This is a genomic window from Ornithinimicrobium ciconiae (genome assembly GCF_007197575.1).
Lineage (GTDB): Bacteria > Actinomycetota > Actinomycetes > Actinomycetales > Dermatophilaceae > Ornithinicoccus > Ornithinicoccus ciconiae.
Genome location: NZ_CP041616.1, coordinates 1,746,694 through 1,770,589, shown reverse-complemented (window position 1 = coordinate 1,770,589; position 23,896 = coordinate 1,746,694). Strand labels below are relative to the sequence as shown.

Sequence of the window (23,896 nt, the reverse complement as noted above, 5' to 3'; positions counted from 1 at the left end):
CTGCTCAACCTCCCTGGACTGCTCCCTCGATGCTCCGTTCGATGCGCTTGACCTCGGGGTCGGCCTTGGTCACGAACGGTGTGACCACGGTAAAGCTGTCCTGGGCGTCCACCGACGCCGCCACGCCGAGAACCGTGTTGTCGGACAGCCGCAGCACGGCCGTCGACGGCGAGGGGACCAGACCGAGGCGCTCGGCCTCGACGGCCAGCGTCTCCGGGGACCGCTTGGCGCTCAGCTCAGCCTCCAGGGTGACCCGGGTGTCGTGCAGCAGGGTCTGCTCCTTGCGCAGGTCGGCGAGCGTGAACGAGCTCTCCGCACGGGCGGTGTTGAGCAGCAGCGCGCTGAGCAACCCGAGCACGACCAGGGCCATGCAGAGCAGCACGAAGCCGGTGTGGCTCTGGGTCTTGGGGGTGGCGTCGACCACCCGCAGCGCCGCACGGGCGCGCGGGGCCACCTTCGGCGCGGTCCTGGCGAGGGTCATCTGGCTCACGGGTTCTCCCCCATTTTTGTCGTGGTTTCGTCGGTGTTTCCCGCAATTTCAGAGGGGTTTCGTCGGTCCGCCCCGCCTTTTCGGAGGGGTTTCGCAGATTCCTGGCCAGCACCCGCCCCCGTGTCCCGCGTCCGCTCGGCAGCGCGCAGCCGCACCGACGCGGCCCGCGGGTTCAGCGCGGTCTCGGCCTCGCCGGCCTTCTCGGCCCCGCGGGTCAGCAGCTTCAGCCACGGCCGGTGCTCGGGCAGCTCAAAGGGCAGCTCCGGCGGCGCCGAGCTGGTCGACCCCGCCACCAGCGCGCGCTTGGTGATCCGGTCCTCGAGCGAGTGATAGGACAGCACCGCGATCCTCCCGCCCACCGGCAGCAGGCCCAGCGCGGCGGGCAGCGCGTCCGCCCACACGGACAGCTCGGCGTTGACCTCGATGCGCAGCGCCTGGAAGGTCCGCTTGGCCGGGTGCCCGCCGGAGCGCTGCGAGGCCGCCGGCACGACCCGCTGCAGCAGCTCGACGAGGCGGGCAGAGTTAGTGAACGGCTCCTTGTCACGCTCGGCGACCAGGGCCCGAGCGATCTTGCGCGCAAAGCGCTCCTCGCCGAAGTCGCGCAGGATCACCTCGAGATCACGCAGCTCATAGGTGTTGAGCACGTCGGCCGCGGTCTGCCCCTGAGACTGATCCATCCGCATGTCCAGCGGCGCGTCCATCCGGTAGGCGAACCCGCGCTCGCTCTCGTCCAGCTGCAGCGAGGAGACACCCAGGTCAAACAGGATCGCGTGGGCCTCGCGGATGCCGCGCTCGGCCAGCGCCTGCGGGATCTGGTCATAGACCGCGTGCACCGGGACGAAACGGTCACCGAAACCGGCGAGGCGCTCCCCCGCCAGGGTCAGCGCCTCGGTGTCCCGGTCGATGCCGACCGCGATGGCTCCCGGGCAGGCGGCCAGGATCGCCTCCGTGTGGCCGCCCATCCCGAGTGTGCCGTCGACATAGACCGCGCCCTCGTGCTGCAGCGCGGGGGCGAGGAGCTCGACGATGCGCTCGCGCATCACCGGGATGTGCCGCTCGGCGGTCGGTCGTTGCGTCATCTGCTCCTCCTCTCGGGTCTGCGTGTCGTATGCCGTGGGGCTGGCTGCCTCGGGCGACTGTCGGTGGTCGGTGGTTGCCTGTGAACTGCGGGTGTTGGTGGTCCCAGCGCCGCGTGGCGCCATGAGTGGTTCTTTCCTTGGGCCCTGGGACCTGGTCCCCCTCCGCCCCGCCTGAGATGGCCCTGCCCGGCTCCGGGGAAGTGGAGTCGGGATGGTCCTGCTCGTGGTGCGCCCGGCTCCGGGGAAGTGGAGTCGGGTGCGGACGGTGCGGCTGGAGACCAGGCGTCAGGGCCGGGTTCCTACGGTGCTTCTCTGCTGTTGTGGTGGCTGCTGTTGTGGTGGCTGCTGTTGTGGTAGCTGCTGTTGTCTGGGTGTTGCTGTCGTGCTGTCTGGCTGGTTGGTCCGGTGGGGCGACGTGGAGTGTCCGGGTGGAGCGAAGTGGAGGGAGCTGTTAGAGCCCCGGGACCACCTCCTCGCTCTGGTTGGCGAAGCCGTCCTCGTGCTCGGCCACATAGGCCTCCCACGCCGTGGCGTCCCATATCTCGATGCGGTTGCCGGTGCCGATGACGGTGCACTCGTGGGAGAGCCCGGCATACTCCCGCAGGATCGCCGGCACCGTGACCCGGCCCTGCTTGTCGGGGATCTCGTCGGAGGCTCCGGAGAGGAGAAGCCGCTGGTAGGCGCGCACCCCGGCGTTGGTCGTCGGGCCGTTCTGCCACTGCTCGGCGACCTTCTCGAACTCAGCCATCGGATAGACGTAGAGGCACCTCTCCTGCCCCCGCGTCATGACCAGTCCCCCGGCGAGCTTGTCCCGGAACTTGGCCGGCAGAAACATCCGGCCCTTGTCGTCCAGGCGGGGCGAGTAGGTGCCGAGCAACAACACCGTGACCACCCCTTCCCATGCACCTGGCTACTCCCTGGCCATCCAATGTGCCCCACAGTACTCCACTTTGCTCCACTGTCAACGCAAAACGAGGGCGATTTGTGATCCTAGACACACGTTTTCCCAGGTCACTGGGGGTGGGGGGAAAGTGGGGGGGAATTCTCCCCTTCCCGACCGGACGCACCGTGTTGCCTCCCCCACCGCGCTCCTCGGTCGACATAGCGGAGAGACGCCACCATTTCCGCCCCACGCACGTCTGCTCTGCAGCCGAACCATCGTCCGAGCCGCCTCGGCACGTAGGGTTCTGCAGAGAACCCGTGGAATGACGTCGACTTGAGGCAGGATCTTCTCCATGACCGCCAACGCAGGCACCGCACCCGATCTGGACTCCGTGCAGTCCGTGGCGAGCGCGATCCACCACGCGATCAGCACCGTCATCGAGGGCAAGGAGGCGGCGGTGCGCACGGCCGTCACGGTGCTCCTGGCCGAGGGCCACCTGCTGGTCGAGGACGTGCCCGGGGTCGGCAAGACGATGCTCGCCAAGGCGCTGGCCAAGTCCATCGACTGCGACGTCAGCCGTGTGCAGTTCACCCCCGACCTGCTGCCCAGCGACATCACCGGGGTCAACGTCTTCAACCAGAACTCCCACTCCTTCGAGTTCCGCCGGGGCGCGATCTTCGCCAACATCGTGGTGGGCGACGAGATCAACCGCGCCTCCCCCAAGACCCAGTCCGCGCTGCTGGAGTGCATGGCCGAGCGTCAGGTCACCGTTGACGGCACGACCTATCCGCTCGCCGGCCCGTTCCTGGTGATGGCCACCCAGAACCCGATCGAGATGGAGGGCACCTATCCCCTCCCCGAGGCCCAGCGCGACCGCTTCATGGCGCGCATCTCGATGGGTTATCCCTCCGGTGCCGCCGAGCTGGCGATGCTGCAGAGCCACGGCGAGCACGACCCGCTCGGTGCCCTCCAGCCCGTCACCGACGGCGCGACCGTGCAGCGCCAGATCAGCGCCGTGCGTCGCCTGCACACCGCGCCCGCCCTGCGGGAGTATGTCGTGGCGCTGGTCACCGCGTCCCGCAACCACTCCTCGCTGCGGCTGGGTGCCTCCCCCCGCGCCGGGCTGCACCTGCTCGCGGCGGCCCGGGCCAATGCAGCGCTCGCCGGCCGTGACCATGTGCTCCCCGAGGACGTGCAGACACTGGCCCCGGCCGTGCTGACCCACCGTCTGATGCTCACCGGCGAGGCCCAGTTGAGCGGACGCAGCACCGGCGACGTGGTGGCCGACATCCTGCAGCGGACCCCGGTCCCCTCCGGTCGCCGCTGAGGCGCGTCGTGCGTGCTCCGGGGGTGCTCACGAGTCGGGGCCAGATGTTCCTGGGCCTGGGTGCTGTCGTGGCACTCGCCGGCGTGGTCCTGGGCTATCGGGACGTGACCAGGGTCGGTCTGCTGCTGGTGATTCTGCCCCTGCTGGCCCTGCTGCTGGTGCGCCCCAACCCGCCGAGCCTGCGCGTGCAACGGGTCGTCACCCCCGCCCGCCTGCAGCCCGACCAGCAGGGCGCCGTCGAGGTGGCCTTCACCAATGTGGGCCGGCGCCCCACCCCGATGTTCCTGGCGGAGGAGCAGTTCGACTACAGCCTCGGTGACCGGCCGCGCTTCCTGCTCCCCCGCATGGTGCCCGGGGAGGGACGACGCCTGCGCTACACCGTGCGCAGCCGGCACCGTGGGGCGTTCAACGTCGGTCCGATCACGCTGCGCCGCCGCGACCCGTTCGGCCTGACCCACGTGGCCCTGCAGCTGCCGGCGACCGTCGAGCTGCTGGTGCTGCCCTATGTCTGGGACCTGGGCGACCGGCGGGTCGCCGGGCAGGGCCGGGGCACCGAGGGCGAGCTGCCCCAGATGGTGTCGCTGCACGGCGAGGACGACGTCTCCATCCGCCAGTATCGCGACGGCGACGAGCTGCGCCGGGTCCACTGGCCCGCCACCGCCCATCGGGGCGAGATCATGGTGCGCCAGGAGGACCGTCCCGCGCGCCGCCGCGCGGTGCTGCTGCTGGACTGCCGCGCCGGTGCGCACCCCGGCAGTGGCTACCGCCCCTCCTTCGAGTGGGCGGTCAGCGCGATCGCCTCGCTCGCACGGCACCTGGTCAAGGACGGGTTCGTCATCCACCTGCTCACCCACCGCACCGTCGAGGACGGGTCGGCTGGGGTGCAGATCGCTCTCCCCGAGGCGCTGGCCACCCTGGCCCGCGCGCACCCCGACCAGGACACCAGCCTGCAGCCGCTGGCGGCGGCCGCGCACTCCTTCACCTCCGGCGGTGTGCTGCTCATCTCGGTCGTCGTCGCGCACGACAAGGACGAGCTCGCCAACCTAGCTGCCGTGCGCGAGCCCGGCTCTGCGGCGATGGCCATGGTGCTGGACCCCGACGCCTTTGCCTCGCCCGGCTCGGGTGAGACGAAGGGCGCCGCCGCGATCCGACATACGCAGGTGCTGACGCAGTCCGGCTGGCAGACAGTCCTGGTGGGGCCCTCGGACTCGGTCCCCGGTGCCTGGCAGACGCTGCGCGCCAGCCGCAGGGTGGGGTCGCTGACATGAGGTTCAACCTCGAGCGCGGACTGTGGCCGGAGGCCGGGCTGGCGGCGCTGGCGACGCTGGCCGTCGCCTGGCCGCTGACCGGGCTGCTGCGCGAGGCCACCTGGGTTGGCCCCGCGATCCTGTTGGTGCTGCTCGTGGCCCTGGTCGGGTGCCTGCTGCGCTGCCTGGACCTGGATCCCACGCTGATCGTGATCGGACAGGCACTGGCGGTGCTGGTCACCCTGACCTGGCGTTATCTGAGCGAGACCCTGCTGTGGTCGGTGGTGCCGGGCTCGGACACGCTGGAGCAGGCGACCCGTCTGCTGCAGGAGGCGGGACGCACCCTGCAGACGTTTGCCGCACCCGCCCCCACCAACGAGGGCGTCGAGTTCCTCATCGTGTCCGTGCTGGCCCTGACCGCCGTGTCCGTCGACGCGATCGGCGTCACCGGCCGGGCGCCGGCCACGGCGGGCATCCCCCTGGCCGCCGCCTTCCTGGTGTCGGTCTCCAACAGCGGCAAGGCGATGCAGCCGTGGTTCTTCGCCGCAGCCGCGCTCGCCTGGCTGCTCATGGTCGCGGCCCAGGGCAACCGGCTGGTCTCCGGGTGGAGCTCGGCCGACCGGCGCGAGAGCGTCGGCTCCCATGACGTCTCCCACGGCCCCTCCGGGCACCGCACCGTCGCCCGGGTCCTCGCCGTGGTCACCGTGCTCGGCGCGCTGGTGATCGCCTCCCTCGTGCCGCACCTGCCACCAACCTTCTTTGCCGACGGACTGGCCCGCGACCCCGACGGGCGCAGCGTCGGCGGCGACAGCGGGCAGGTCAGCTTCACCGAGACGATGGATGTCACCGCCGACCTGCACAACCAGTCCCAGGAGCCGGTCCTGCGATTCCGCAGCTCCAGTCGACCCCTGCAGCCGTTGCGGGTGACCGCCTCGAATGTGTTCGACGGCGAGCGCTGGCAGCCGCCGGACTATGACCCCGGCCCGCCCCAGGGTCCGGTGCTCACCCCCGGCGCCGGCCAGCCGCAGGCGCTGCGCGAGGACGTGCCCGTCGAGCCCGGTGAGATCTCCGTCCTGAGCAACGGGCTGCGCCCCCCGCACCTGGCGACCCCGGCCCCCGTCCTGGAGGTGCGGACCGACAACTCGACGCTGCGCTGGGACGAGGCGACCGACTCGGTGCGCCTGGAGGACCCTGCACAGACCTATCAGGCCCAGTTCCTGCAGTTGGCGCCGCGCGGTGGCATCCCCGAGGACGTCGGTGCGGCCGAGGCGGATCCCGCGGACTGGGCGGGTTATCTGGAGGTCGACGAGACCGGCGAGCAGGCCGTCGCGGCACTGGCCGAGCAGGTCGTCGGGGATGCCACCAACGACCTCGAGGTCGCCTCGCTGCTGCAGCAGCACTTCCGCAGCGGGCTCTACTCCTACGACCTCGAGCTGGCCCCCGGCGCAGCCTCCAGCGGCGACCCGATCGGCCACTTCGTGGCGACCCGGCAGGGTTATTGCGTGCAGTTCGCCACCGCGATGGTGATGGCCGCCCGCCATGAGGGCATTCCGGCCCGGATGGCGGTCGGCTTCCTGCCCGGTGAGCTGCAGGCCAATGGCTCCTACTCGGTGATCGCGGCCGACGCCCACACCTGGCCCGAGCTGTGGATCGATGGGATGGGGTGGACCCGTTTCGAGCCGACCCCGGGCATCCGCACCGGTCCTCCCCCGGCCTACACCGAGCTCGACACGACCGCGCCCGAGGCCGACCCGACGATGACCAACTCCAGCACCCCAACCGCTGTCCCGACCCAGCAGCCCACCGGTGCGGAAGAGGACGAGAGCTGGTGGTCGAGCCTGCTGGACAGCCTGCGCGAGGCTGGTCCGATCCTGCTCCGGGCGCTGCTGGTGGTGGTGGTCATCGGTCTGCTCATGTCGGTCGTGGCGATCGCGGGCCGTCGTCACCGCGAGGCGCTGCTGCGCCAGGCGGACACCCCGCAGGAGCGGATCGAGGGCCAGTGGGAGCTGCTGAAGCGTTCCTTGGAGGACTACGGCTTCGACCCGCCGCCGGACAAGAGTCCGCGGGAGATGGGTGAGCACTACGCCAGCACGGCCCGCCTGGACCGGCCCACCACCGACGCGATGGGGCGGGCGACCGCGACGCTGGAACGGGCACGTTATGCCCCCACCGAGCGGACCGAGGAGTCCGACGACGCCACGATGCACCACGACGTGCTGCGGGTGCTGGACTCGGTGTCCGCCACGCTGCCCTGGAACATCCGGGCCAGCGCCAAGCTCTTCCCCCGCTCCGGCGTGCACTACATCCGCTCGATCGTGCGCCGTTGGCTGCCCTGAGAACCTGCTTCTCGATCTCGTGGGTCAACCGGGCGCCCTAGGTGGGCGGTGTCGAACAGGTCGTGTGGGGGCTGATTCTGGCCCGTCGGCAGTCGGTGGGCCGATCAAGATTGGTGCTCGCGGTTGACGGGTTGCCGTCGGCTGGGGCGGTCGGGGTCCGTTGTGAGCGTGCTGGGGCCCTTGAGCGCGTCGTGGACCCGATAACTGGACCCGGGGTGCCCCTTCCGGGGGTTCTTAGGCGGTGGCGGCGGCCCAACCGGTCGGGGTCCGGGTGATTCCGAGGACGGCGAGGCGTGCGAGGTTGGCCGCGGCGGCCAGGAGAGAGAAGTCGGCGGCGACTTTGGGGGTGCCGCGGACGCGGGCGCGTCGCCCGCCGTGTTTGCGGCGCATGAGGTGGCCGATCTTGCGTTCGACCTTGGGTCTGGTGGCCCGGTAGTCAGCGCGCCAGGCAGGGTCCCTCTGGGTGGTCCGGGCCCGCAGGAGCTCGGCTTCATATCGGGTGGTCTTGATGGTGCGCCCGGCCTTGGAGCTGGTGCACTGCCCGGCGAGCGGGCAGGTGGCGCAGGTGGTCCCGAACCGGGCGGCGCCCCCGCCGCCCTTGGTCGGGCGGATCACCGCGGTGGCACCGGCCGGGCAGGTCACCGTCGCAGCGGTGGTGTCGATGAGGAAGCGGTCCTTGGCGAACCGGCCCCCGGGAGCGGTCGGCGGGGCGACCTTGACCAGCACCTGCGCGCCCGCGGCCTCCAGGTCGGCGATCAGGGTGCCGGAGCCGTAGGCGGCGTCGCCGTAGACCGCCAGGCTCTCACCGTTCTGCTCCTGGCTGTCCTGGTTCTGGCTGTCCTGGTTCTGGCTGTCCTGGTTCTGGCTGTCCTGGCTCTTGCTCGCACGCTCGCCCTCGTCCTGCTCCCGGGGATCGGGCGGGGCGGGCAGGTCAGCGGCGAGCAGGTCTTTGGCGGGTTCGGCGTCTCCGGTGTTCCCGGCGGTGACGGTGGTGATGGTCGATCCCGACGTGCCCCTTGTAACCATCGAATCCGCGGGCGGAGGTCTTGTGCCCGTGCCGGGCTTGGGGGTCGACCGTGGAGATGACCCGGTCCTTGGCGACTCGCCGGGCGATCTTGAAGACCCCGGCCTGGTCGGTCTCCAGGTCCTGCCCGATCACCGTGGCCAGCAGCTCCCCGGCCTTGGCCACGGCCTCGGTGAGGAGCTGGTCACCCTCGAGCACGGTCAGGGCCGCCATGGCGTCTTTGGCCAGCGCATCGACCAGCAAGGTGCGGGCGGCCTTGTCGTCCCAGTCGCATACCGGCTTGCCCGCGCCGGCGTAGTCATCCTCCCGCGTCAGCACTGCCCGCAGCCGGGCTTCCAGGGCGGTGTCGGCGACCTTCAGCAACCCGCGGATCGCCGAGCGGATCAGGGTCACGGTGTCCATCGTGGCGACCGCGTCGTACAACGGGGTGGAGTCCAGGACCCGCTTACGCCCCACCAGCCCCGCCTGCTTCGCCGCGTCCAGGGTGGCCTCGAAGATCCGGTCCGGGCGCTCCGAACGAGCCAGCCGAGCGCGCATGTCCACCAGCACCGTGTGCACGAACCCCGGGTAGTCGAAGTCCAGGCCACCGGCCGCGTACTTCCACCTGGCGTCGAAGCAGAACCGGTCCACCGCCTCACGGTCGCTGCACCCCTCGATGCGTTGCAGGACCATCACCACCGCCACGATCATCGGCGGCACCGACCGGCGCCCGACATCGGTGAACAGGTCCGCGAACATCTCATCGGGAAACAGGTTGAAGCACTCCCGGTGCAGCACCGCGTAGATCGAGTCCTCCCCGACCCGACCCTCGCAGTAGGTCACCGTGGACCGCAGCAGATCACCCTGCGTAGGCGCCAGCCCCAACGTCATCGATCGCTCCCACATCGCATGCAGCCATCATCTCGGCTCGCCCGCCCAGGCCAGGGCACCGCCACGCGAAAAACACCAGCGACCTAGAGCGACCTCAACCTTCCCCACGACTGCCCTGAGCTCGTAGCACAGTGGGGCGGGTGGACCGCACGGTCCACCCGCCCCTTCGTCAGCGATGATGTGCGCTCGTCAGCGACGCTGTGCGCTCGTCAGCGCCCCGTCACTCAGTCGCCTCATCTCCGTGGTCGTGGTCGTGCTCTCCACCGCCGAGGGGTCCGGCGAAGGTGTGCTCGGGACCGGCCGGCGCCGGGATCGTGAAGTTGCCCGGGATCTTGGCGCCCCGGACCCCGTTGACGCCCTCGGTCGAGGCGGCATAGGTGAAGACTGCGAAGGCCACGGCGTCGGAGTTGACGTCCAGTGCGTGCAGGTCGAGGTTGGCCAGGTCGTCACAGGCCCGGTGGTAGCAGGGATCGAAGGAGGCACCGGCGGTGCCACCCCAGATCTCCTGCTGGGCCGCGTTCTTGCGGACCTCCGCGCCGGTGAACAGGCCGCCGGAGGGGATGCCGTTGTTGATGAAGGCCTGGTAGTCGCTGCGTCCGCTGAACTCCGTGTCGTCGTAGGGCTCGCCCTTGAGGGTGTAGAACGACTCGAAGGTGGACTCGATGTGCTCCGACCCGGCCGGGACCTCTACCGGCGCCGCATAGCTTGACTCGTTGGCGTCATAGACACCGAAGAAGTAGTTCGGTGAGCCGATCATGTCGAAGTTGAGATAGAGGGCGATCTCGTCCAACTCGGCCTGGGTGCGCTGAGCGACCCACTGGGTCGACCCGAGGAGCCCGAGCTCCTCGGCTCCCCACCAGGCGAAGCGCACCGTGTTGTGCGGGCGGGACTTGGTCATCTGCTGCGCGATCTCCAGCAGCGCGGCCGATCCGGTGCCGTTGTCGTTGATCCCGGAGCCGGCTCGGACGGAGTCGAGGTGGGCACCAGCCATGACGACATTGCCGCCTGTCTTGCCCGCGAGCTCACCGATGACGTTGTAGGAGGTGGCGTACTCGTGCTCGACGAACATCGTGGCGGTGGACCCGGGTGCGGACAACGCCTGTCCCGCGGCGAACGAGACCCCGACGACCGGCATGTCGAATTGCCTGTTGAGCGTCACATTGGCCAGCACTCCGGTGTTGCCAGGAGTGCCCGTGTTCATCAGGATCACCGCCTCTGCACCGGCCGCCTCGGCATTGCTGGCCTTGATCTCGAAGGTGCAGCTGCCGCGCTGGATGAGGGCGATGTCCGCCGGTCCGCTGAAATCCAGCCCGGCGAAGTCGGACTCCTCGCACCCGCTGGTGCTGTTCACCCGGTCGTCCAGCCAGAGGTCTACGGGGATGACGGCGCCGGTGACCTGACCCCCACCACTCATCGTGATGCTGCCGGTGCTGTGGGTCGCCTGGGTCGGGGTCAGCTGCTGCACCCCGCGGGTGGTCCGGACGGAATACTCGAACGGGACAACCTCGGCGGACCAGCCGGCTCCCTCAAGCACCTCCACGACATAGTCGACGCTGGCCTGATAGCCGGGCGTCTGGTCCGCACGGTTGCCACCATTGGCCTCCGCGATCGCCTGGAACTCCTCCAGGTGCTCCATGACGCCATCGAGGCGCACGCACTCCAAGAGCTTGTCGTAGGTGTTGTTGGTCCGGTTGTCACAACCATTCTGCGAGGGGGCGGCACCCGAGGGCAGTGCCATGAAGGTGGAGCCGATGAGGGCTCCGGCTGCTGCGGTGCCCAGGATGCGCCGGGCACGCGTCGATGAACTCATGAAGACTTCCTTGTCTCGTCACGTGGTCTGGGCGGGGCTGCGCAGACCATTGATGTCCCGAGCACCGTGGAAATCCCCGAGACCCACGGTGTGACGAAGGTCACCATAGCCACTTTGCGAGCAGTGCGCACGCTTCTCTGCACTTGGCAAGTCAGTTCGCTGGCAGAGTCGGCTATGTCGGCTTCATGGCTGTTGTTCGCCGCCAGGGGCCGCCTGCCGTCGTTCGACAAAGTGCCCCAGCACCGGGTGTTCCATAGGAGCAGTTATGGGTGCGTCCTCCGCGGTGATCGAGCCGCAGCGGGTACGGGCTAGCCGTTCAGCAGTGGCGTGAGGGGTGCTAGAGCCCTGGGGACGACGCTGTAGTAGACCCAGGTCCCGCGGCGTTCGCTGTCGATGAGCCCAGCCTCGCGGAGTTTGCGCAGGTGGTGGGAGACGGTCGGCTGGGAGACCCCGAAGTCGCCCAGGTCGCACACGCAGGTTTCCCCCGTAGTGGCTGCGATCCGTGTGTAGAGCCGGAGGCGAACGGGGTCGGCAAGTGCCTTGAGCAGGGTGGCCAACTGTTCGGCCTGTGCCGTGGGCAGTCCCTCGGCCGGGGCGCAGCCAGCAGCACAGGCAGCGGCTGCGGTCAGGCCGGTGGCGAGGTCAGATGTCGTCGGCACCTCTCTATATTGACAACTATCTAAAGAGGTTGCAAGTATGTCCATCGACAACCATCGAAGCAGAGGAGTTCTCTCGTGGCATCCGCAACCTTGCCCGTGGCCGTCATCGGCGCTGGTCCGATCGGCCTGGCGACAGCCGCCGAGCTGGTCCGTCGAGACCAGGAGGTGGTCGTCCTGGAGCAGGGCGAGACTGCTGCGGCAGCGGTCCGGCAGTGGGGGCACGTGCGGTTGTTCTCGCCGTGGTCCGAGTTGACTTCACCAGCGGCTGTGGCCCTGTTGGAGGGCACAGGATGGGCCCACCCCGACCCGGTGGCCTATCCGACCGGGGCGGAGTGGGTGCGTGACTATCTCGATCCGCTTGCGGCCTTCCTGGGCGAGCGGGTGCTCACGGGCCGCCGGGTGTCCGGCGTGGCCCGTGCGGAGCGGGACCTGCTCGTGGACTCTGGGCGGGCTGACCAGCCTTTGGTGCTGCACGTCCAGGACTCGCAGGGGTCGACCCGGCGTGTGCCGGCACGTGCTGTGGTGGACTGCTCCGGGACGTGGGGCTCGCCCAACCCATTCGGCGCCGAGGGTTACCCCGCGGCAGGGGAGAGCGCGGCGGCCGACCGGATCCTGTACGGCATGCCCGACGCGGACACCGCGCGGACCAGGTTTGCTGGCTCGGCCACTGCGGTGGTCGGTTCCGGCGCTTCCGCGCTCACCGCGTTGATCGCGCTCACCTCGGCCCCGTTGCGCACCTCGGACTCCCGGGTTGTGTGGGTGGTGCGCCGTGGCGCCGTGGGGAACGCTTTTGGCGGGGGCGAGTTGGATGAACTGCCCGCCCGTGGGGCGCTGGGCACCCGGGTCCGTGCTGCCGTTGACGCCGGACTGATCGAGGTGGTCACCGGTTTCCGGGTCGCCGCGGTCCAGGAGCAGGAGCCAGGTCTGACCCTGGTCTCCACCGACGGCCGTCGCGTTGAAGGGCTAGACCAGATCGTGGGGGCCACCGGATTCCGCCCGGACCTGTCCTTCCTGTCCGAGGTCCGTCTCGACCTGGATCACCGGCTGCAGGCACCCACGCTGCTGGCACCTGGGATCGACCCCAACCTGCACTCCTGCGGATCGGTGCAGCCGCACGGGTATGACGTGCTGGCCCAGCCCGAGGGCGATCTCTACCTGGCCGGGATGAAGTCCTACGGCCGGGCCCCTTCTTTCCTGGCGATGACGGGCTATGAGCAGGTCCGATCGATCGCCGCGGCGATCGCTGGAGACCTGGACGCAGCCCGGGCCATCGAGTTGAAACTGCCCGACACGGGCGTGTGTGGTGGCGCTGGCCTGTTCGACGAGGACTCCTCGGCCGGCGGCTGCTGTGGCACCCCTGCGGGCCTGCAGGAGCTCACGCTGACGGTGACTGCCCGGTGACCGACCAGCACGTCAGCCGGGCCGCGACGACCCCGGCGCGACTGTCGACGACAGACAAATACCTGCCGGTGTGGATCGGTGTGGCGATGGTCGCCGGTCTCCTGCTGGGCCGGCTCATCCCGGGGCTAGGCGGCTGGTTGGGAGCGGTCGAGATCGACGGGGTCTCGCTCCCGATCGCACTGGGGCTGCTGGTGATGATGTACCCCGTGCTGGCCAAAGTCCGCTATGACCGACTCGGCACGGTGACCGGTGACCGCCGGTTGCTGGGCAGCTCGCTCGTGCTGAACTGGATCGTCGGCCCGGCGCTGATGTTCGTCCTCGCATGGGTCTTCCTGGCCGACCTTCCCGAATACCGCACCGGCCTGATCATCGTCGGCCTGGCCCGGTGCATCGCGATGGTCATCATCTGGAACGACATGGCCTGCGGCGACCGGGAAGCTGCCGCGGTCCTGGTCGCGATCAACTCGATCTTCCAGGTCATCGCCTTCGCGGCGCTGGGCTGGTTCTATCTCTCGATCCTGCCCGGGTGGCTCGGTCTTGATCAAGCCACCTTGGACGTCAGTCCCTGGCAGATCGCCAAGTCGGTGTTGATCTTCCTTGGCATCCCCCTCCTGGCTGGATACCTGTCCCGGGTCTGGGGAGAGACGGCTAAGGGTCGCACCTGGTATGAGGAGACGTTCCTGCCCCTCGTTGGCCCTTGGGCGCTGCGCGGGCTGCTGTTCACCATCGTGCTGCTGTTTGCCCTGCAGGGTGAGCAGATCACCTCCCGCCACTGGGACGTGGCCCGGATGGCGGTGCCGCTGCTGATCTATTTCGCCCTCATGTGGGGTGTCGGCTTCGCGGTCGGCAAGGGACTGGGCCTGTCCTACGAGCGCACCACCACCTTGGCGTTCACGGCCGCGGGCAACAACTTCGAGCTCGCGATCGCAGTGGCGATCGCCACCTTCGGAGTCACCTCCGGTCAGGCCCTGGCCGGTGTTGTCGGGCCGCTCATCGAGGTGCCCGTCCTCGTCGGACTCGTCTACGTCTCTCTCGCACTGCGTCGCCATTTCCCACACCAGGAGGAATCCCATGACCCAGCCCCAGCCGCAACCTGAACAGGGTCCTGACGACGTCCCGCCGCACATAGCGACGGCCGTTGCGGACCTGGCCTACACGTTCGGGGATGCGTTCAGCCACGACCAGGTGCAGCAGGCCGTCGTCACGGCGCACCGGGAACTGGCTACGGTGTCCACCGTCCAGGACTTCCTGCCGGTCCTGGTGGCCCGAATGGCCCGCGAGCGGCTCACCGCAGCAGCCCAGGCCGACGGTCAGATCGCCAAGGTCGTCCCCGAACTGTTGTTCGTCTGTGTCCACAACGCCGGTCGCTCTCAGCTCGCGGCCGCACTGGCAGGCCACCTGGCACCCGGCAAGGTGCATGTCCGCTCAGCCGGGTCCCAACCCACCGGGGAACTCAACCCCGCTGTCATCGAGGTGCTGGCCGAGCGGGGCATCACCCTCACGGACGCCTACCCCAAGCCACTGTCCGGGGACGTGGTGCGCGCCGCCGACGTCATCGTCACCATGGGGTGCGGCGACGCCTGCCCTGTCCTGCCTGGCAAGCGATACCTCGACTGGGACGTGGCCGATCCAGCCGGCCAGCCGCTTGAAACGGTCCGTGACATCCGCGACGACGTGCAGCAACGAGTCAGCGCCCTCCTGCGAGACCTCGACATCTGACACCCCTCATCAACCTGCGCCAGGAAACTCGTGATGAAGCCAAGCGTCCTGTTCGTCTGTGTCCACAACGCCGGCCGATCCCAGATGGCCGCCGCCTATCTGCACCACCTCAGCAACGGTCGCGTCGAAGTCCGCTCGGCAGGCTCAGCGCCCGGTGCAGCGGTCAACCCCATCGCTGTCGAGGCGATGGCAGAGGAGGGCATCGACATCTCGGCCAACCAGCCCAGGGTCCTGACGGACGAGGCCGTGCAAGCCTCCGATGTGGTCATCACCATGGGCTGCGGGGATGCCTGCCCCATCTACCCCGGCAAACGCTACGAGGACTGGGAGCTGCAGGACCCGGCCGGGCAAGGCATCGACACGGTCCGACCGATTCGCGACGCCATCCGACACCGTGTAGAGACGCTCGTGACCGACCTCCTCACGACTGATAAGTCCTGAGGAAACTGGTAACGGAACCACCCACCGTGCTCTTCGTCTGTGTCAAGAACGCCGGCAAGTCCCAGTTGGCGGCTGCCCTGGCTCGGCAGCACGACGGTGATGCGATGCGCGTCCTGTCCGCGGGCACCAGCCCGGGTCAGCACCTGAATGCGGAGTCCGCAGCAGTCCTCGAGGAAGTCGGTGCCAGCACCGATGGGGAGTCCCCAAGCCGGTCGACCCACAGGCCGTTGCCCACGCAGACCTCGTCGTCATCATCGGCCCGGAAGCCCCACTCGACACCGGCAGCACGCCCGTCCAACGGTGGATCACCGACGGGCCCTCGACTCGTGGCATCGACGGCACCTGCGGGCAGTGAATCTCACTCTCTTGTCGCGGTTCACGATCCCGCGCCGGCTGGCCTGTGCAAGGTGGAGGGCCCCCCCCGCGGTCATGCGCTCGATTGTGGTGCGACGCAGATCGTGCAAAGTCCAGTCCGTGCCCAGCAGGCCGTTGGCCCGCTGCAGCACCCGACAGGCGGCGAAGTAGGCGTAGAACGCCGAGACCACCGACAGGGCATGGTTGATCGTCGCTGGCGCGTAGCCAGGTCGTAGCGCCCGCTTGCCGGTGCGCTGGTTCACCGACCCTGCCGGCGTCGGAATCGCTGAACGGCGCCGCCGCTGCGGATTATCCGCCGACCGCATCCAACCGACAAGCACCTCAACGTCGGCCCGCGTCGTGAGGTCCCACTCTGCCCCGAGAACCTGGAGCAGCCGCCACCAGCGCAGCAGGTCGTTGCCATAGGAACGGGCTGTCAACGGACTCATGTCGGTCAACATCAGATCCCGCAAGAATGTCGAGAACGGCTCGATCTCCTCGCTGTGCTCATCGACCACGACAAAACGGCAACGAAGCCGTCGTTCCGGCGCGAACCGCGCCAATGCGCGGGAGTTGCCTGCACCCGTCGAGCAACGCCTGTCGTACCTCGTCCACCGCATCCACCTCCGTCGCGGCCCTCGGCGAAGAGCCTCCTGCAGTGCAGTCAACAGGTCTTCTCACCAACCCACGGCGAGAACGTCACCGCACCCTCGCTCCGGCCCCCGTGAGCGGCCCCTCAAACTGCCTCTTGACAGCCCGCTCACCAGGGAGGATGCTGCATCCAGCACAAGGGGGAAGTCCGCACCAGCCGAACACCCTCGTGCGGGTCGACGCACTGGTGTCGACCCTCAGCCTCACGAGGGAGAACCAGACCATGAAGCGTGTACTCGCGACCGGCGTACTCACCGCATCGTTGATCGCCGGAGGGGCGGTGGCCGTCGCCACGATCAACACCAAGGACCTCGCCGACACCCCCGGCAAGGGAGCGGCCCGCAGTTTCTCCGCCACCCACCTGCCGCAGGATGTGATCACCGAGGACGGGGTCAGCCGGATCTTTGGCGTCGACCGCTATGGGACGGCAGCCGCCATCAGCCAGGCCTACGGCTGGACCTTCGACAACACCGGGACCGTCTACATCGCCAGCGGCGCCGACTATCCGGATGCGTTGGCGATCGGGCTCAGCCACTTCATGGACGGGCCCCTGCTGCTGGTGTCCAAGACCGGCATCCCAAAAGCCACCCGAGATGAACTGACGCGGCTCGAGCCCTGCTTCATCCACGTCATGGGAGGCACCGGGGCGGTCAACCCCACGATCTTCACCAACCTCAAGACGTATGCCAACCCGAGCCTGTGCGGGGAGCCCTGAGCCGCCGTCGCTGCCCACGCTCGCCCGGCGCCACCGCACCGGGGGCCGGGCGAGCGACATAGGCTGACCACCGGCGACGATCGTTCCCACCCCGACCCGCTGCGGCCGGTCCCAGTGCCGGGCCGGGCAGACCGCCACTGACCCTGCACAGCCCACCTCCCGGGTCGACGAGTGCTGCGGATATTCGCGGTTCGCGCTCCCAGAGCGCGAAAACCCGGTGCACTCGGCGATCGTGGGCTCCGAAACCAGCCGTAGAGGGCTGACGGCCTGGCGGATCGACTCCGCTCCTCATCTTCTCGCTGCATCTCGACAGCCCGGCACCTCAGCGACGCAGAGCGGACAGCCCGGCACCTCAGCGACGCAGAGCGGACAGCCCGGCACCTCAGCGACGTCGAGCGGACGGTAGCGTCCCGCCCATGACAGAACGTGAGACCGTCGTCAGGTGGGACGACCCAGCACCCGGACTGACCGCCCTGCCCACGATGTCCGGCCTGGACTATCTGCGCAAGATCGCCTCCGGCGAGCTGCCAGGGGCACCGATCGCGGCCCACTTCAGGATGGACCTGGTCGAGGTCGAGGAGGGCACGGTCACCTTCACCTGCCAGCCGGACGAGTCGCACTACAACCCGATCGGGACAGTGCATGGCGGACTGGTGTGCACGCTGCTGGACTCCGCCCTGGGGTGCGCGACGCAGACCACTCTGCCGGCCGGCGTCGGCTACACCTCCGTCGAGATCAAGGTCAACTTCCTGCGCGCGGTCAGCAAGGACAGCGGCCCGCTGCGCTGCATCGGGCGGGTCATCAAGCCCGGTCGTCGGATGGCCTTCGCCGAGGGTGAGGTCCGCGACAAGGACGACAAGGTCGTGGCGACCGCGAGCAGTTCGCTGCTCGTCTTCCCGCTGGCTGCCCCGGGCTCAGAGCAGACTGGCTAAGCCGCACTCAGACCGCCCGCATCAGACCGTGGCGATGGCGCACCAGGCGTCCACCCGCAGGTCGAAGGCGCCCTCCGGGAGCAACCTGCGGGCGCGCTCTCGCAGGTCATCGCGAGCCTGCTCAGTCAGACCGAGCACATAGTCCCCCGCGGGTCCGGCGCCGAGCAGGAAGGGCTCCCACCAGTCCTCGAAGGAGGCCATCGCCACCTGGGTGGTCAGGACACTCTCGCGGACCTGACCCAACCCCGCGGACCGGAAGATCCGCCCCAGATCACCCTGCGCACCGCCGGGTTTGAGCTGGCTCGCCACCCACTCCGGCTGGGTCTCGGCGACCGCGGCGTGAAACGCCGAGACCGGGCCGTGCGCTCCGGCCGTCAGGTCCCAGACGGCCGCACCGACCGTGCCGCCGGGCCGGGTCACCCGGGCCAGCTCTGCGATGCCAGCAACCGGGTCGGTCATGAAGTGCACCACCAACTGGGCCAGCGCAACATCGAAGGTGTCGTCTGGGTGCGGCAGGTGCTCAGCCGTCCCGTCCCGGACGACCAGGCCCGGGAAGCGGTGGGTGACGCTCTCGCGGAACTGCGGTGACGGTTCGACAGCCTCGACGCTGTCGATGCCCAGCCGTTCGATGAGGACGCCCGTCAGGGCCCCCGGACCGCACCCGACGTCTAGTGCCCGCTGGCCTGCCCTGACCTCGGCACGGTCCGCAAACGCGTGGGCGAGGGGTTGGGAGAACCGACCCATAAACCTGTCATAGAAGTCCGCTGCGGTGAAGGCCACCCTTCAGCGTAGACCCGTGACACGGTGGCGCACCAGCACCGATCCAGACGCCTGCCCAGCCGTGGATCCGCCCTGGTGTGACGCGGGCGTGACGTTGCACTCCTAGCGTGATCCTTCGCCCCCAGTCACACGGCTGGGGACGACTCGAGGGAGGAAAGTGATGACAGACAAGCCTCAGCGTTCACTGGACCTACAGGTCCTGGACGCAGCTCTGAAGAGCAGCGAGGAGTCGTGGGAGTGGGGATACACCACGATGACGGGGATGGAGGAGGACGAGCGCACCCTGCGCCTCGGCGTCCCACCCCGCCCCGAGCTCGAAGGCACGGAGTCGGCGGCAGCCGCCTCCGCACAGGCGGCGTCGGGGGACGGCGTCGCAGCACCGGCGTCGTTCGATGTCCGCAGCGCGGGCGGCGTGAACTATGACACCGCGGTCAAGGACCAGGGGAGTTGCGGCTCCTGCGTCGCCTTCGGCGTGGCCGGGGCGATGGAGGTGGTCTTCCGCTACTCACGACGCACCACCACAGCGCTCGACCTGTCCGAGGCGCACCTGTTCTACGTCTACGGCAGGTCCGAGGGCCGCACCTGCGGCAACGGCTGGTGGCCCGACCGGGCACTCCCCCACGCCCAGAACACCGGGGTCGCCTTCGAGGACATGTATCCCTACTCGGCCGGCGACCAGGACGGAAACAGCAACCTCAACGCGGGCTGGACCAGCCGTCACGCCAAGGTGACCGGCTGGGCCAACATCACCGGCAACGCCGGGCTGATGAAGGAACGGATCTCGACCTACGGCGCCGTGACCGCCTGCCTGAACATCTACCAGGACTTCTTCAGCTATCGGTCCGGGATCTACCGTCATGTCTCGGGGTCGCTGGCCGGTGGTCACTGCGTGACCCTCATCGGGTATGACGACGCGCAGGGCTGCTGGATCGCCCGGAACAGCTGGGGCGCAGGTTGGGGCGACGGGGGCTACTTCCGGATCGCCTACGGCGAGTGCGGCATCGAGAGTTATCAGACCTGCTCGGTGCACGGCGTCGCGGTGAAGGCCTGGCTGCCCAACCAGACGGTCCTGGGTCTCTGGAGCAACGAGTACGACGCGAACATGTGGGCCTACGGCTCACAGCGCGGGTGGCTCAAACTCGATGGCGGTGTCCCCGCCACGGGCCACGGCATGCTGTCCGAACTGGCTGCGGCCAAGGCGCTCGGCACACCGGTCGGTCTGTTCGAGGACAACGGCAGCGTCAAGCAGATCTACGCATGGTAGGAGAGACGACAATGACACTGGACAACCTGACAGGAAGCCCGGACATGCTGCCCCCCGTGGACGCCCTGGGGGCGAGCACGAGCACCAGCAGCGACAGCGCCCCCAGCACCGAGTTCGACGAGCCCGGCCTCACCGTCGGTGAGGTCGACAGCGGACCGTCCCTGCAGCCGCCCGAGGCGTTGGCGGCGGGTGCGGACGACGACGGGGTGACGGCCGCCACCTGGCACAGCGTCAAGATCGACGCCCTGTGGTCGATCGAGGAGACCCGCAACGCCTGGTTGCGGATCGCCGGAGGGGCCTGGAAGCGGATCTACAACGGACGTGACGGCTCCTTCCAGGCGCTGGTCACGCTGGCGAGCCAGGCACGCCAGACCGGCCGGACAGCACAGATCCGTGAGGAGTCCGACGGGATGATCTACGAGATCTACCTCTGGTGACTTCGCGCCGTTGACGGCATCACCGAGGGCCTGGCCCCCACCGAGTTGCGGTGCGGGACCGGGCCCTTGGTCATGGGCGTGTGCAGCGAGGGGTGCCTGCGTCGGTCAGCGCCTGGTGACGACCCGTGCGCAGCTCAGGTGACGACCACGGTCAGGCGCCGCTCGTCGAGGGCGGTGTCCTCCCACGGGCGCCGGCACACCAGCCGGACGGTCCACGTCCCGGACCGCACGGCCAGCAGTCGCACCTCGTGCCGTCCTGCCCCTCCGGGAACAGCGGCATCGGCACCGTCCTCGCCCCGGGCCACAGCGTCCTGCTCCGTGGCCACCTCGAGCCCTTCACCGTGTTCGACGAGACTCCACACATAGCCGGTGCCGGCGTTCTGTGGGATGACCAGCTCGATGACGTCGGCCGTCGCAACCGCCACCCTGGACCCGTCCGGCGGGTCGGTCAGCACACATTGAGTCACGTTGCCAGGCTACCGCCGGCGCATCCCCACCGCATCGGTCTGCAGGACCAGTTCGCGGCCAGATCCGTGCGTACTTGTGCCTATTTCGCTGCCTCCCGCAGACCCGTATCGTCGAAGGTAGTGCCGCCAGAGGGAGGCGTCACAGGAAGGTCGCCATGACGGCACTGTCCATCATCACGCCCGATCAGGAACCGCGCCCGTGGGCGACATCACGCCCCGACCGCCCTGCAGCTTTGTCGCTGTGCCTGCTGGGCGGCTACACCTGCCGCGACCGGGGCCGAGAGGTCGACCTGCCGCTCGGTGCCCAGCAGCTCATGGCCTTCCTCGCGCTCCACGGCCCCAGCACCCGCAGCGCTGTCGCCGGGTCCTTGTGGCCGGAGGTGACCGAGGTCCGGGCGCTGGCGAACCTGCGCACGAGAGTGTGGCGGATCCGCAAGTGCCTGCCGAGGGCCCTGCGGACCCACGGCCAGATAGTGGCACTCGGGGCGGAGACCTGGGTGGATAGCCAGGCGCTGGATGCCCTCGCGGCAAGTCTGCTGCACCACACGCTGACGGACACCGCGGCCCTGCTGGACGGCCTGGGGCTGCTCCGGGCTGGGGATCTGCTGCCTGGCTGGGATGACGAGTGGGTCACCCTCGAGCGCGAGCGGCTGCGCCAGTTGCGCCTGCAGGCCCTGGAGTCGTCCGTGCAGGTCCTCCTCCGGGCCCAGGAACCTGACGTCGCCCTTGACCTGGCGCTGCAGGCGGTCAAGGCGGAGCCGCTGCGTGAGTCCGCCTACGCTGCCCTGATCCGCGTCCATCTCGCGGAGGGGAATGTCGCGGAGGCGCGACGTCAGTTTGGAGTCTGCAGCGCTCTCCTGCAACGCGAGCTCGGCGTCGCGCCCTCCGACCGACTGACCGCGCTGGACGTGTGGTGAGCCGCGACCGCTCCTGGCTCACACGGCACGGCAGACGACCCCTGAACGCACCTGTGCCCTGTCCCGAGGGTCGGGACAGGGCACAGGAGGGGCGTATGCCGTGCGGCAGGTGTGCCGATCAGTCCAGGTAGTCGCGCAGCACCTGCGAGCGCGACGGGTGTCGCAGCTTGCTCATGGTCTTGCTCTCGATCTGACGGATGCGCTCACGGGTGACGCCGTAGACCTTGCCGATCTCGTCTAAAGTCTTCGGCTGGCCGTCGGAGAGCCCGAAGCGCATGGAGACCACGCCGGCCTCCCGCTCGGACAGGGTGTCGAGCACCGAGTGCAACTGCTCTTGCAGCAGCGTGAAGCTGACCGCGTCGGCCGGCACGACCGCCTCGGAGTCCTCGATCAGGTCACCGAACTCGGAGTCGCCGTCCTCCCCCAGCGGGGTGTGCAGGGAGATCGGCTCGCGGCCGTACTTCTGCACCTCGACGACCTTCTCGGGCGTCATGTCCAGCTCGGCCGCCAGCTCCTCCGGGGTGGGCTCGCGACCCAGGTCCTGAAGCATCTGGCGCTGCACGCGGGCCAGCTTGTTGATGACCTCGACCATGTGCACCGGGATGCGGATGGTGCGGGCCTGGTCGGCCATCGCGCGGGTGATCGCCTGCCGGATCCACCAGGTGGCGTAGGTCGAGAACTTGTAACCCTTGGTGTAGTCGAACTTTTCGACCGCACGGATCAGACCGAGGTTGCCCTCCTGGATCAGGTCCAGGAAGAGCATGCCGCGACCGGTGTAGCGCTTGGCCAGCGACACCACCAGGCGCAGGTTGGCCTCCAACAGGTGGTTCTTGGCGTTCTTGCCGTCGGAGGAGATCCACCACAGCTCACGCTTGAGCTTGGCCTCGATCTTGTCGCCGGAGTTGAGCCGCTCCTCGGCGAACAGGCCGGCCTCGATGCGCTTGGCGAGCTCGACCTCCTGCTCGGCGTTGAGGAGGGCGACCTTGCCGATCTGCTTGAGATAGTCCTTGACCGGGTCGGCGGTGGCGCCGGCGGTGACGACCTGCTGGGCCGGGGCGTCATCGTCATCGCCCTGGCTCAGGACGAAGCCGGTGTCCTCGGAGTCCTTGGCCGAGGCGGGCTTGGGCGTGGCGACGACCTCGCCCTCCTTGCGCTCCTCGTCCTCGTCCTCCTCGTCCTCCACCTCGGCGTCGACATCGGAGATGGGCTCGGCTGCAGCCTTCTTGGCGGCGGCGGTCTTGCGAGCCGTCGCCTTCTTGGCGGCAGCGGTCTCACCCGCGGCGGTCTTGGCCGCGGCGGTCTTGGCCGCGGCGCGCGTGGTGGCCGCCTTCCTGACCGGAGCCTTCTTGGCCGGAGCCTTAGCTGCGGGGGCCTTCTTGGCGGCGGTCTTCTGCGCGGGGGCCTCCTCGGTCGCCTCCGTCTCCGCGGCCTTGGTGGCGGTCGACGCCTTCTGTGCCGCGACCTTCTTGACCGGGGCGTCAGCACCGGCCGCGGCAGCCTTCGCAGTTGCCGTCTTCGCAGCCGTCGTCTTCGCAGCCGTCCCGCTCGTCGTGGCCTTGGCGGCAGTCTTGGCCGTGGTGGTCTTGGCGGTGGCAGTCTTGGCGGTGGCAGTCTTGGCGGTGGTCGTCGTGGCAGCGGTCTTCTTCGCGGCCGTGGACTTGGCGGCGGTCTTGCGCGTGGTGCGCTTGACGGGAGTGGCCTCAGTGCCATCCATCGCGACGTGGATCGCGTTGTCGGACAGGACCTTGAGCACCTTGGTCATGGTCCGCTTGTTGGGCAGCTGGGCAGACTCCAGCGCGTCGCGGACCTCGGAGAGACTGACCTCACCGGACTGCTTGCCACGCTTGAACAGGGTCTCCAACTCTGGCTTGCTGAACTCGGTGGGAAGGTCGACGGTCTCGGCGGCGGACTTTTTTGCTGTCACGGGTTGCACCAGCTACTTTCAAGGGGCGCTCAGGGCTGACTCGGAGGAACTGACGGGCACGACTGAGCACCCGGGACTCTGTGATGGTTGGTGGTCCAGGCGACCCATTCTGTCGAACGGGACGGTTGCCTGCTCACCATTATAGAACCAGCAGGTGCGTAGCGATGTT

23 protein-coding genes and 1 pseudogene are annotated in these 23,896 nt (G+C 68.9%); 13 read left to right on the top strand and 11 right to left on the bottom strand.

The genetic code is table 11. The features are described from left to right. Positions 1-4 precede the first annotated feature (4 nt). The 3 genes from FNH13_RS08065 to mraZ form a co-directional block, all read right to left on the bottom strand. Entirely contained in the window at positions 5-490 is a 486-nt protein-coding gene (locus tag FNH13_RS08065; RefSeq protein WP_143782978.1) for a hypothetical protein, read from the bottom strand. Continuing rightward, positions 487-1,569 (bottom strand): 16S rRNA (cytosine(1402)-N(4))-methyltransferase RsmH, encoded by a 1,083-nt coding sequence (rsmH, locus tag FNH13_RS08060; protein WP_143785015.1) that lies wholly within the window; start codon positions 1,567-1,569, stop codon positions 487-489. The genes FNH13_RS08065 and rsmH overlap by 4 nt, the downstream gene beginning before the upstream one ends. Positions 1,570-2,020: 451 nt before the next feature. Then, positions 2,021-2,449 (bottom strand): division/cell wall cluster transcriptional repressor MraZ, encoded by a 429-nt coding sequence (gene mraZ / locus FNH13_RS08055; protein WP_143785014.1) that lies wholly within the window; start codon positions 2,447-2,449, stop codon positions 2,021-2,023. Positions 2,450-2,804: 355 nt separating this feature from the next. Here mraZ and FNH13_RS08050 point away from each other — a divergent pair, with 355 nt between their 5' ends. From FNH13_RS08050 to FNH13_RS08040, 3 genes are read left to right on the top strand one after another with little or no spacing between them, the layout of a single operon-like run. Beyond that, positions 2,805-3,779, top strand: a complete 975-nt coding sequence (locus tag FNH13_RS08050) for an AAA family ATPase (RefSeq protein WP_143782977.1) — start codon at positions 2,805-2,807, stop codon at positions 3,777-3,779. A gap of 23 nt (positions 3,780-3,802) precedes the next feature. After that, positions 3,803-5,047 carry a DUF58 domain-containing protein gene (locus FNH13_RS08045; protein ID WP_143782976.1) on the top strand — a complete coding sequence of 415 codons (1,245 nt, stop codon included), beginning with the start codon at positions 3,803-3,805 and terminating at the stop codon, positions 5,045-5,047. After that, positions 5,044-7,362: a transglutaminase family protein gene (locus tag FNH13_RS08040; RefSeq protein ID WP_143782975.1), complete on the top strand. Its 2,319-nt coding sequence runs from the start codon at positions 5,044-5,046 to the stop codon at positions 7,360-7,362. Before FNH13_RS08045 ends, FNH13_RS08040 begins: the two co-directional genes overlap by 4 nt. A gap of 234 nt (positions 7,363-7,596) precedes the next feature. Here FNH13_RS08040 and FNH13_RS19275 read toward each other — a convergent pair whose 3' ends face one another. The 4 genes from FNH13_RS19275 to FNH13_RS08025 all read right to left on the bottom strand — a co-directional run bounded on the left by FNH13_RS19275 (position 7,597) and on the right by FNH13_RS08025 (position 11,725). Next, complete coding sequence (locus tag FNH13_RS19275) at positions 7,597-8,388, bottom strand: transposase (protein ID WP_202878904.1); 792 nt, start codon at positions 8,386-8,388, stop codon at positions 7,597-7,599. Further along, complete coding sequence (locus FNH13_RS19270; RefSeq protein ID WP_202878903.1) at positions 8,294-9,256, bottom strand: transposase; 963 nt, start codon at positions 9,254-9,256, stop codon at positions 8,294-8,296. Before FNH13_RS19270 ends, FNH13_RS19275 begins: the two co-directional genes overlap by 95 nt. A 220-nt stretch (positions 9,257-9,476) precedes the next feature. Continuing rightward, positions 9,477-11,066: a M20/M25/M40 family metallo-hydrolase gene (locus FNH13_RS08030; protein ID WP_143782974.1), complete on the bottom strand. Its 1,590-nt coding sequence runs from the start codon at positions 11,064-11,066 to the stop codon at positions 9,477-9,479. 308 nt (positions 11,067-11,374) lie between these two features. Then, positions 11,375-11,725, bottom strand: coding sequence for an ArsR/SmtB family transcription factor (locus FNH13_RS08025; protein WP_228266651.1), 351 nt, complete (start codon positions 11,723-11,725; stop codon positions 11,375-11,377). A 75-nt stretch (positions 11,726-11,800) separates the two neighbouring features. On the opposite strand from FNH13_RS08025, the gene FNH13_RS08020 reads away from it, so the two are divergent. From FNH13_RS08020 to FNH13_RS19965, 5 genes and pseudogenes are all read left to right on the top strand, one after another. After that, entirely contained in the window at positions 11,801-13,126 is a 1,326-nt protein-coding gene (locus FNH13_RS08020) for an FAD-dependent oxidoreductase (RefSeq protein ID WP_143782973.1), read from the top strand. Continuing rightward, positions 13,123-14,223 (top strand): ACR3 family arsenite efflux transporter, encoded by a 1,101-nt coding sequence (gene arsB, locus FNH13_RS08015; protein ID WP_143782972.1) that lies wholly within the window; start codon positions 13,123-13,125, stop codon positions 14,221-14,223. Before FNH13_RS08020 ends, arsB begins: the two co-directional genes overlap by 4 nt. Next, positions 14,198-14,845, top strand: coding sequence for an arsenate reductase/protein-tyrosine-phosphatase family protein (locus tag FNH13_RS19035; RefSeq protein WP_165700061.1), 648 nt, complete (start codon positions 14,198-14,200; stop codon positions 14,843-14,845). Before arsB ends, FNH13_RS19035 begins: the two co-directional genes overlap by 26 nt. A 33-nt stretch (positions 14,846-14,878) precedes the next feature. Beyond that, positions 14,879-15,286 (top strand): arsenate reductase ArsC, encoded by a 408-nt coding sequence (locus FNH13_RS19030; RefSeq protein ID WP_165700060.1) that lies wholly within the window; start codon positions 14,879-14,881, stop codon positions 15,284-15,286. A gap of 26 nt (positions 15,287-15,312) precedes the next feature. Next, positions 15,313-15,453, top strand: a pseudogene (locus FNH13_RS19965) (arsenate-mycothiol transferase ArsC); the annotation flags it as partial. A 138-nt stretch (positions 15,454-15,591) separates the two neighbouring features. Here FNH13_RS19965 and FNH13_RS19530 read toward each other — a convergent pair. Next, on the bottom strand, positions 15,592-16,203 hold the full coding sequence (locus FNH13_RS19530) for a hypothetical protein (protein ID WP_165700059.1): 612 nt from the start codon (positions 16,201-16,203) through the stop codon (positions 15,592-15,594). 311 nt (positions 16,204-16,514) lie between these two features. On the opposite strand from FNH13_RS19530, the gene FNH13_RS19020 reads away from it, so the two are divergent. Next, positions 16,515-17,006, top strand: a complete 492-nt coding sequence (locus FNH13_RS19020) for a cell wall-binding repeat-containing protein (protein WP_165700058.1) — start codon at positions 16,515-16,517, stop codon at positions 17,004-17,006. Between the two features lie 416 nt (positions 17,007-17,422). After that, complete coding sequence (locus FNH13_RS07995; RefSeq protein ID WP_143782970.1) at positions 17,423-17,938, top strand: PaaI family thioesterase; 516 nt, start codon at positions 17,423-17,425, stop codon at positions 17,936-17,938. A 21-nt stretch (positions 17,939-17,959) separates the two neighbouring features. On the opposite strand, the gene FNH13_RS07990 is transcribed toward FNH13_RS07995, so the two are convergent. Further along, positions 17,960-18,718, bottom strand: coding sequence for a class I SAM-dependent methyltransferase (locus FNH13_RS07990; protein WP_228266650.1), 759 nt, complete (start codon positions 18,716-18,718; stop codon positions 17,960-17,962). Between the two features lie 160 nt (positions 18,719-18,878). Here FNH13_RS07990 and FNH13_RS07985 point away from each other — a divergent pair, with 160 nt between their 5' ends. Together FNH13_RS07985 and FNH13_RS07980 are read left to right on the top strand one after the other, a co-directional pair. Beyond that, positions 18,879-19,982 carry a C1 family peptidase gene (locus FNH13_RS07985; RefSeq protein WP_143782969.1) on the top strand — a complete coding sequence of 368 codons (1,104 nt, stop codon included), beginning with the start codon at positions 18,879-18,881 and terminating at the stop codon, positions 19,980-19,982. Positions 19,983-19,993: 11 nt separating this feature from the next. Continuing rightward, positions 19,994-20,419, top strand: coding sequence for a hypothetical protein (locus FNH13_RS07980; RefSeq protein ID WP_143782968.1), 426 nt, complete (start codon positions 19,994-19,996; stop codon positions 20,417-20,419). 134 nt (positions 20,420-20,553) lie between these two features. Here FNH13_RS07980 and FNH13_RS07975 read toward each other — a convergent pair whose 3' ends face one another. Next, positions 20,554-20,886, bottom strand: coding sequence for a protease inhibitor I42 family protein (locus FNH13_RS07975; protein WP_143782967.1), 333 nt, complete (start codon positions 20,884-20,886; stop codon positions 20,554-20,556). A 155-nt stretch (positions 20,887-21,041) separates the two neighbouring features. Here FNH13_RS07975 and FNH13_RS07970 point away from each other — a divergent pair, with 155 nt between their 5' ends. Then, the gene (locus FNH13_RS07970) at positions 21,042-21,803 is read left to right on the top strand and encodes an AfsR/SARP family transcriptional regulator (protein ID WP_143782966.1); all 762 of its coding nucleotides are present in this window, start codon (positions 21,042-21,044) and stop codon (positions 21,801-21,803) included. A 118-nt stretch (positions 21,804-21,921) separates the two neighbouring features. On the opposite strand, the gene FNH13_RS07965 is transcribed toward FNH13_RS07970, so the two are convergent. Then, positions 21,922-23,736, bottom strand: a complete 1,815-nt coding sequence (locus tag FNH13_RS07965) for an RNA polymerase sigma factor (RefSeq protein ID WP_407669963.1) — start codon at positions 23,734-23,736, stop codon at positions 21,922-21,924. Positions 23,737-23,896: the final 160 nt, after the last annotated feature.